The sequence below is a fragment of the Veillonella dispar genome, from assembly GCF_937975875.1.
GTDB classification, from domain to species: domain Bacteria; phylum Bacillota; class Negativicutes; order Veillonellales; family Veillonellaceae; genus Veillonella; species Veillonella dispar_B.
Genome location: NZ_CALJSP010000012.1, coordinates 1 through 8,451, shown reverse-complemented (window position 1 = coordinate 8,451; position 8,451 = coordinate 1). Strand labels below are relative to the sequence as shown.

9 protein-coding genes are annotated in these 8,451 nt (G+C 42.7%); all 9 read left to right on the top strand.

From position 1 onward, the window contains the following. Positions 1–25 precede the first annotated feature (25 nt). On the top strand, positions 26–304 hold the full coding sequence (locus tag Q7P05_RS00460) for a ferredoxin family protein (protein ID WP_004694335.1): 279 nt from the start codon (positions 26–28) through the stop codon (positions 302–304). 4 nt (positions 305–308) lie between these two features. Continuing rightward, positions 309–1,295: an electron transfer flavoprotein subunit beta/FixA family protein gene (locus Q7P05_RS00455; protein WP_119206636.1), complete on the top strand. Its 987-nt coding sequence runs from the start codon at positions 309–311 to the stop codon at positions 1,293–1,295. Beyond that, positions 1,295–2,296: an electron transfer flavoprotein subunit alpha/FixB family protein gene (locus Q7P05_RS00450; protein WP_105094009.1), complete on the top strand. Its 1,002-nt coding sequence runs from the start codon at positions 1,295–1,297 to the stop codon at positions 2,294–2,296. The genes Q7P05_RS00455 and Q7P05_RS00450 overlap by 1 nt, the downstream gene beginning before the upstream one ends. A gap of 462 nt (positions 2,297–2,758) precedes the next feature. Then, positions 2,759–3,517: an SDR family NAD(P)-dependent oxidoreductase gene (locus tag Q7P05_RS00445; RefSeq protein WP_303930008.1), complete on the top strand. Its 759-nt coding sequence runs from the start codon at positions 2,759–2,761 to the stop codon at positions 3,515–3,517. A 190-nt stretch (positions 3,518–3,707) separates the two neighbouring features. Continuing rightward, positions 3,708–4,310: a hypothetical protein gene (locus Q7P05_RS00440; RefSeq protein ID WP_303930007.1), complete on the top strand. Its 603-nt coding sequence runs from the start codon at positions 3,708–3,710 to the stop codon at positions 4,308–4,310. Between the two features lie 46 nt (positions 4,311–4,356). Further along, the gene (locus Q7P05_RS00435) at positions 4,357–4,950 is read left to right on the top strand and encodes a hypothetical protein (RefSeq protein ID WP_303930006.1); all 594 of its coding nucleotides are present in this window, start codon (positions 4,357–4,359) and stop codon (positions 4,948–4,950) included. A gap of 230 nt (positions 4,951–5,180) precedes the next feature. Beyond that, on the top strand, positions 5,181–6,131 hold the full coding sequence (locus Q7P05_RS00430; RefSeq protein WP_105086441.1) for an ABC transporter permease: 951 nt from the start codon (positions 5,181–5,183) through the stop codon (positions 6,129–6,131). After that, on the top strand, positions 6,124–6,933 hold the full coding sequence (locus Q7P05_RS00425) for an ABC transporter permease (protein ID WP_303930004.1): 810 nt from the start codon (positions 6,124–6,126) through the stop codon (positions 6,931–6,933). The genes Q7P05_RS00430 and Q7P05_RS00425 overlap by 8 nt, the downstream gene beginning before the upstream one ends. A gap of 70 nt (positions 6,934–7,003) precedes the next feature. Further along, positions 7,004–8,451 (top strand): ABC transporter substrate-binding protein (locus Q7P05_RS00420; RefSeq protein WP_303930003.1); only part of this gene is annotated, 1,448 nt, incomplete at its 3' end.

The window sequence follows — 8,451 nt, the reverse complement described above, 5'->3', positions numbered from 1 at the left end:
ATGCTTGGAAAGGGGTGCGTTCCCTATGAAATTAGAAGAGCGCTTGGGCGCCAATAAATACTATGTAGATGAAACGTCTCCTCATATCATTGTGGATGGCGCTGGCTTTAGCTTGGAAGAGAAAATGAAACTCGTAAACGGCTGTCCTGCCGGTCTATATACATTGCAAGAAAATGGCGATTTAGCCTTTGATTTCGCCGGTTGCTTAGAATGCGGCACATGCCGTGTTCTTTGTGGTGAAACAATCGTAAAAACTTGGAAATATCCGCGTAACGCTAAGGGCGTAGAATTTAGACAGGGGTGAGTGTATGGAGTTATTAGTATGTATCAAACAGGTTCCAGATACATCTGAGATTAAGCTGGATCCGGAAACAAATAATCTCATCCGCACAGGCTTGCCTAGCATTGTAAACCCTGACGATATGCATGCGTTAGAGGCGGCATTGGCGGTAAAAGACCAATATGAAGGTAGTCGTGTAACAGTTGTCAGCATGGGGCCTCCACAGGCGGAAGAAGCACTTCGTCAATGTTTAGCTCTCGGCGCTGATGATGCGGTACTCGTTACAGACCGTGCGTTCGGTGGTGCCGATACATTGGCTACAAGCTATACCATTGCGTCTGCAATCCGTCATATTCAACGGACTATGAACCGTCAGTTCCAAATTATCTTCTGTGGTAAGCAGGCAATCGATGGCGATACTGCACAAGTAGGGCCTCAAATTGCAGAGGAACTCGGTATGGCGCAAGCTACCTATGCTTGTGAACTATCCGTAGATCAAGCAGCTCAAAAAGCAGTTGTGAAACGACAACATGAAAATGGCTATGAAATCGTAGAGGTTCCATTGCCGTTATTGGTTACAGCCACAGCTGAGCTCAACGAGCCACGCCAACCAGGCCTTTGGAGCTCTATTTATGCGAAACGGTATACTATCACTCACGTAACATTGCGAGATATGCCTCATATTGATGAAAGCCGTATCGGCCTTAATGGCTCTCCTACGCGTGTGCGTAAGGTGTACCAACCACCTCTCCGCGGTAAAGTAGAAATGTTGCCATCCATAGAGGAAGGGGCTAAAAAGGTTCTCGAATTGGCATACCATATTAAGCCAGAAAAATTTGCTCATCTATTAGTGCCAAATGATGCACCTGTTGAGGTGGCTGAGGACAATGATGAAGGCGTAGATGTAAAAGATCCTGTGCAACGGGCTGCGTCTGTTGAAAGCGTATCCCCTAGTGAATTTAAGGCGGTAGCAGCTGCTAAAGGTGATGAAGGTTCTAAAGGAGGTGACCGGTAATGGCCGTGACAAATTTTGATGAATATAGAGACGTCTTTGTCGTAGCCGATACCATCGATGACGTGGTACATCCGGTTACGTATGAACTGATCGGCCAAGCGCGCCGCATTGCTAAGGAATTGGGTCAGCTCGTTCAAGTTATGCTATTAGGCGAGAATGTTCAAACTGAAGCAGAGGAACTCGTAGCACATGGTGCCGATATTGTTCACGTTTTTGAAAGCCCGCTTTTGAAATACTATACAACTGATGGCTATACGAAGGTGTTAACAGACTTCTTTGAAGATCATAAGCCTAATATCCTCTTGATTGGTGCCACTAACAACGGTCGTGATTTGGCGCCTCGCATGTCTGGTCGCATGCAAAACGGTGTTGTAGCGGACTGTACAATCTTGACGGTAGATACCAATGAAGGCCTTGTTGAATGGACACGTCCTGCCTTGGGCGGCAATATTTTGGCAGAAATCATTTCTCCAAACCATCGTCCTCAAATGGGCTCCGTACGTCCTAACGTATTTAAAAAGCCTGAACGTATTGCAGATAGCTGGGGCCGTATCCAAATTGAACAATTTGACCTTAAACCTGAAGACATTCGCATGAAGCGTCTCGACTTCATTCCATTCAGCAAAGATGGTTACAATATCCAAGAAGCGGATATCATCGTAGCTGGTGGCCGTGGCATGGGCTCTAAAGAAAACTTCGATAAACTTTACGAACTTGCTGAAGCTATCGGTGGCGTAGTAGGTGCTACACGTCCACTCGTTGAAAAAGGCTGGATTGAATTGCCATACCAAGTAGGCCAAACAGGTAAAACTGTAAGCCCTAAACTATACTTGGCATTTGGTATCTCCGGCGCTATCCAACACGTGAGCGGCATCTCCGGCGCTGACACAATCGTGGCTATCAACAACGATCCAAACGCAGAAATCTTCCAACATGCTAACTATGGCATCGTAGGGGATTGCATGGAAGTGTTAAATGATATGTTGGCGCATCTGAAATAAAAGATGTGCATAAAGTGGCGTTAGATATTTAATAGAATATAGACCGAGGATACCCTTCCTGAAAGCCTCCAAAGCCACCCACCCCGCTATGCGGGGCCGCTAAGTCGTTTTCAGAAAGGGTATCCTCTTTTTATTATCATATCCCTAAATCCATAAGCCACTTTATGTATTCTTTTAAATCCTATCTGCGCCGACATATCATTTAGGGGAAAAGGAGAGAATGCTACGCGTAGCGCCCAAGGCGGCTTCGAATAGGGAGCCTATTTGCTTTCTAGTTGTGGTAGAGCTCAAATATTAGCGTATTAAATACAGATACGCCTATATATCATTTTAGGGGATGCGGAAGGCGCCAATGTATACACTATTTTTATCGATTATAGGGGGTAGGGTAGCGTTTTTTTATTTTCATAATGGTATAATTAACTTATTAGAATAAAACGGATTGATGATGTGGAGGCTTTTATGGCTCGTAATGTTTTTGTCACTGGTGCAACGTCTGGTATTGGTCTTTGTATTGCTGAGGCTTATGCAAAGCATGGCGATAATGTGTTGATTTCTGGTCGTCGTGCTGAGTTATTGGGCAAGGTACAGGCTCGTTTGTCTAAGGAATATGGCGTGCGTGTTGAGACTTTAGTTCTTGATGTGCGTAGTCGTGAGGTTGTTGAAAGCAAGGTTCCTGCAGCTATCGAGGCTTTTGGTGGCGTCGATGTGCTCGTTAATAATGCGGGTCTTGCACAAGGGCTTGATCCTTTCCAAGATAGTGCTGTTGATGATGCGGTGACTATGATTGATACCAATGTGAAAGGCCTTTTATATGTAACAAAAGCAGTACTACCTTTTATGATTGATAAAAATGAAGGTCATATTGTAAATATGGGTTCTACTGCAGGCATTTATGCATATCCTAATGGTGCAGTGTACTGCGCTACAAAGGCGGCGGTAAAGACATTAAGCGATGGCATTCGTATGGATACCATAGCTACAGATATTAAGGTTACTACCATTCAACCAGGCATCGTAGAAACTCCATTCAGCGAAGTACGATTCCACGGTGATGCGGAACGAGCTAAATCTGTGTACGCTGGCATTGAGGCTGTTCAACCAGAGGATGTGGCCGATGTTGTACTATATGTAACAAACCAACCTAAACGCTTGCAAATCTCTGATGTAACTATCATGGCGAACCAACAAGCGGCAGGCTTTATGGTACATAAGAAATAGCTTAATACTTGATGTTTTGGGTAAAAGTAACTAGTCATATCATAGTTGATAAATGATTTTATTTACCTATATTAATAAAAATCGATATATGATGAAGATTACTTGAATTCCCCAATTATTTAGGATATACTTATTAAGCGCATTTTGATAAATATAATTTTACAAAATGTGTTTTGTGGAGCATATTATTATGACCTCAATACTAAAAAAATCTTTTTTGATGGCTTTAGCTTGCGTCTGTGTAAGTACTTATGGAGTTGTTGCGGCTCAAGGCGCGATGGGTGTACAAACTAAAGTTTCTAAACCCCTAGAAATGTCTGTTGAAGCAGCTGTTCCTGGTATTGTTATGCCAAGTCCTGTACATGTGTTTACCTCTGTAGAAACAGCGTCTGAATATATAGGGTTTAGACCTCAGATGCCAAAGCTATTGCCTGTAGGATTTAATATTCAATCTATCATTACTATTGAGAAAGATATTTTACAGGTTGTGTACGTGTATGAACCCGGTATAGATCCGTACGTAAATAAAGCCGGTGGTGCTCTTATTTTTTATCGTACCTCTACTACATTAAAAGGTGATATCAGCGATGACCATAAGATTCATAAGGTGATAGAAACTGAACGTGTAGATGGTACAAAGGTTACTTTCAAAGGTGGTAAGAAAATGGTTTATCTTGCATCGTGGATAAAAGATGGACAAAATCACTCGTTAGATTTTTATCGCCCCGTTACACGAGATATGGCGAAGGCTATTATCCATAATATTGTTGAGGAAAAATCACATACAAAATAAATGTGTTTTTAATAATTTTTATGTTAACCGAAGGGAGATCATACGGATGGTTAAAAAATTTCTATTGATGGCGGTTGCATGTGCGTGCATAGGTTCTTATACTGTAGCTGGTGCTCAAGGTACTTATGATGTACCACCTGATCCAGCTAAGCCTATGGTAGCAGAACAGGCGGCGCCTATGGTGGGCATGCCAAATCCTATACATGAGTTTAGCACTATTGATGAAGCCGCTAAATACATGAATATTATGCCTCATCTACCTAAAGTATTACCGGTAGGCTATAATATTGAGTCTGTAAGCACAATCAATAAAGATGTATTGCAAGTTGTGTATGGTTACCAAGCTGGCGAAGATGCAACTCGTAATCAAGCAGCAGGCAAACGCATCATTTATCGCGTAGCTAATACAACAGGTGATATCAGTGGTGATTATAAGGATTATCGCGTTACAGCTACAGAAAAAGTAAACGGTACAAAGGTTACTTTCAAAGGTGGTAATTATATGGTATACCTCGTTGGTTGGACAAAAGATGGTCAAAACCATGCGATGTACTTTGAACGCCCTGTAACTCGCGATATGGCAAAAGCGATCATTGCTAACACTGTAGCACCTACAGCACATACAGCATATACAAAATAATATAACAGTCCAGCCTAGTGGGATAGGCATGCGAGCTGTGGTGAAGCACTCGCATGGACACTGTAAGGGTTATATAAGAAGCGGCTCCTCTCATGAGGGGCCGTTTTAGTATATATGCTAAACTTTCATAATGAGAATCATTATAATATACCCATATGGGTATATCTAAAAATAAGAATCATTGTTAAAATAAAATGTAGTGGTTTTTGATAAAGAAGGCAGGTGATGTATTGTATCGATTAATACTACAGCGTTTGGCAGGTATTGTAGGTATTTTATTGGTTGTTACCATCGGTACATTTGTATTGATAAAATTATCTCCTATTGATCCCGTGTCGATGAAGTTTAATCTTCTAGGAGCTACACCAGATCCAGTTGTAGTTGCACAGATACGAGAGCAGTTGGGGCTCAATGATCCTTGGTGGCAGCAATACTTACGTTGGTTAGGTCAAATTGTACAAGGGGACTTTGGTGAGTCTATTCTGTACGCTTTACCAGTAGCGACCATTCTTGGTGGCGCCTTGCCTAATACCTTAGGGCTCGTATCCTTAGCTCTTGTTATGGGGATAGTGGTGACTATACCGCTCGGTATGCTATCTGCAAAGTATCAAGACTCATGGATTGATCATGGGGTTCGTCTCGTTACATTCTTAGCGTTAGCAATCCCTAGCTTCTGGGTCGGTTTATTATTACTGTACTTATTCGGTGTTAAATTACAGTTAGTGTCGGTAACGAATACCACTGGCTTTTCTGCTTATGTACTGCCCGCGGTAACCCTTGCTTTATGGATATGTGGTCTCTACATTCGTCGATTGCGCAATGCTATTTTAGAAGTGTCGCGACAGCCCTTTGTACAGGGGGCGCGAGCATTAGGCTTGCCAGAATGGATGGTCTACACCCGTTACATATTCCCTCATGTAGGACTTATGTTATTGCCTATGATGGGGGTAACGATGGGCGCTATGCTAGGTGGCTCTGCCGTTATTGAAACGGTATTCGCCATAAAAGGTATTGGTTACATGATGGTGCAAGGTATTATGGCTCGCGATTATGTATTGATGCAAGGTTACATTATTTGGATTACTATGGTGTTCATCGTGATTAATATTATCATTGATGTATTGAGTGTTTGGCTGAATCCGAAGCGAAGAGCCGCTATAAAAGGAGGCTCCTATGAGTAGACGAAAGCCTTATACTTTATACGCAATGTTGGTATTATCCGCTTTGTGGATTGTATTTTTCCTGTGTGCTCCGTATATAGCACCCTTTGATCCTGAAACGACGAGTGTTGCAGACCGCTTACAAGACATTAGTAGTACCCATCTATTAGGGACTGACCAACTCGGTCGTGATGTGTGGTCTCGTATTCTGTACGGTGGTAAAGCCTCTTTAGGGATTGCTTTCACCATCATTGGCATTAGTGGGGCCATCGGTATCGTTATTGGTGGATTAGCAGGATTCTCTACACCTCGCGTTGATCGTTGGTTATCTCGTTTAATCGATTTAGTGCTTGGCTTCCCGAACATGGTCATTGCCATTGCTTTCGTTGGTATCATGGGACCGAGCATTACGAATGTCATCATTTCCCTGTGCATTACGAAATGGGCGGAATATGCCCGTATCACGAGAGGCCTCGTACAAATTGAACGCCACGCAGAGTATATTACCTTTGCTCGCATGTCGGGCGCTTCAAATTTACGAATTCTGTGGCGCTATATTCTGCCGAATGTTTTGCCACCGTTGGTGATCGTCATTATTCAACATTTAGGGGAGACCATCATCTTGGTAGCTAGTTTCTCGCTCATCGGCATCGGTGTACAACCGCCAGATCCGGAGTGGGGCGCTATCTTGTTGAGTTCCCGAGATTTCCTACAAACGGCGCCGTGGCTGTTAATTTACCCAGGGCTTGCCATTTTTATTACTGTCGTTTTATTTAACTATATTGGCGATGCGTTGCGCGATGCCCTCGATGTATCTCGTTAACCGTGCTGTGTATAGAGTTTTATGGTGAAAGCCTCTTTTACAGAGGTGATGTTCAAAAAAAGGAGAAGTTATGAAACGTTGGTTATTAGCGTGTCTAACTATGCTGTGCATGGTAGCTCTCTTGGTCGGCTGTGGCAATAATACTGCTAAAGACAGCAAACAAGGGAAGCATATGAATGTTGGTTTGTATTGGTTTGGTGAAACATTAGACCCAACTCACGAGTGGGATGCGTGGACATTGACGCGTATCGGCGCTGGTGAAACATTGGCAACGGTAACACCAGATATGAAATTTACTCCACAATTAGCAGACTCTTGGGAAAATGTGGACCCTACAACATGGAAATTCCACATCCGTGAAAACGTTAAATTCCACAATGGCACTCCAATGACGCCACAAAAGGTAAAAGAGTCCATCGAGTATACGATGAAACAAAGTGCTCGTTCCGCTAAAGCAGTTAAAATCGAGTCCATCACAGTAGATGGTCAAAACTTGATTATTAAAACTACAGAGCCTAATGGTTCCTTGTTATCTAGCTTGACTGAACCTGCTTTCGTTATCATGGATACTGCAGACCTTAAAGATGTAGCATCTAAACCAGTTCTTACAGGCCCTTACAAAATCACTAATTTCAAAAAAGGTGAAACAATTGAGCTCGTTGCCTTCGCAGATTACTGGGGCGGCAAACCAGGTCTTGATTCTGTAACTGTAAAAGACATCGAAGACAACAATAAACGTGCTATGGCGTTGCAATCTAAAGACGTTGATGTAATCCAAAAAGTGGACTCTGCTAACCGTAGCTTGTTCAAAGATGGCTTCAACATTCAAGATATCGCAGGCGTTCGTGTACTCATGTTGAAATTGAACCATACAGAAGCATCTCCATTGCATGATAAAGCGGTGCGTTCTGCTATTGCTCATATCATTAACTATGATTCCATGGCGAAAATCATTGGTAATGGTGCGACTCCAGGTGCGGCTCCATTCCCGCCATCTGCCAACTTAGGCTATGATGCGATTGCTAATAAACCGATGACAGATGTAGCAAAAGCTGACCAAATCTTGACTCAAGCGGGCTATGCTAAAAATGCAAACGGCATCTATGCAAAAGATGGTAAAGAATTAGCTGTTACTCTTGCTATTTGGGGGAAAGACACAAGCTTATACGAAGAAATTCAACAAGAATTGAAACAAGCTGGCATTGCAGTAACTCTTAAGAAATTACAAAGCGCTGGTGAAGTAGACACACTTGGTACAGATGGTTTTGATTTAGTAGAACGCAATGTAGTTACTATGTCTACAAATGACCCGTACTGGTACCTCAGCTTGTTCTACAAAACTGGTGCGAAAGCAAACGTTGGTGCTTACTCCAACCCTCAAGTGGATGCATTAATCGATCAATTATCCGTAACATTTGATCAAAATGCACGTGCTAACGAAGCTAAACAAGCGCAACAATTGCTAGTTGATGACGTAGCAGATATCTACTTGATGTATCCAAGTGCAACTGTTGTATC

What these genes read in the sequence shown, in the direction of transcription:
- Q7P05_RS00460 (WP_004694335.1), top strand. Translation starts at nt 26, where the DNA reads ATGAAATTAGAAGAGCGCTTGGGCGCCAATAAATACTATGTAGATGAA.
- Q7P05_RS00455 (WP_119206636.1), top strand. Translation starts at nt 309, where the DNA reads ATGGAGTTATTAGTATGTATCAAACAGGTTCCAGATACATCTGAGATT.
- Q7P05_RS00450 (WP_105094009.1), top strand. Translation starts at nt 1,295, where the DNA reads ATGGCCGTGACAAATTTTGATGAATATAGAGACGTCTTTGTCGTAGCC.
- Q7P05_RS00445 (WP_303930008.1), top strand. Translation starts at nt 2,759, where the DNA reads ATGGCTCGTAATGTTTTTGTCACTGGTGCAACGTCTGGTATTGGTCTT.
- Q7P05_RS00440 (WP_303930007.1), top strand. Translation starts at nt 3,708, where the DNA reads ATGACCTCAATACTAAAAAAATCTTTTTTGATGGCTTTAGCTTGCGTC.
- Q7P05_RS00435 (WP_303930006.1), top strand. Translation starts at nt 4,357, where the DNA reads ATGGTTAAAAAATTTCTATTGATGGCGGTTGCATGTGCGTGCATAGGT.
- Q7P05_RS00425 (WP_303930004.1), top strand. Translation starts at nt 6,124, where the DNA reads ATGAGTAGACGAAAGCCTTATACTTTATACGCAATGTTGGTATTATCC.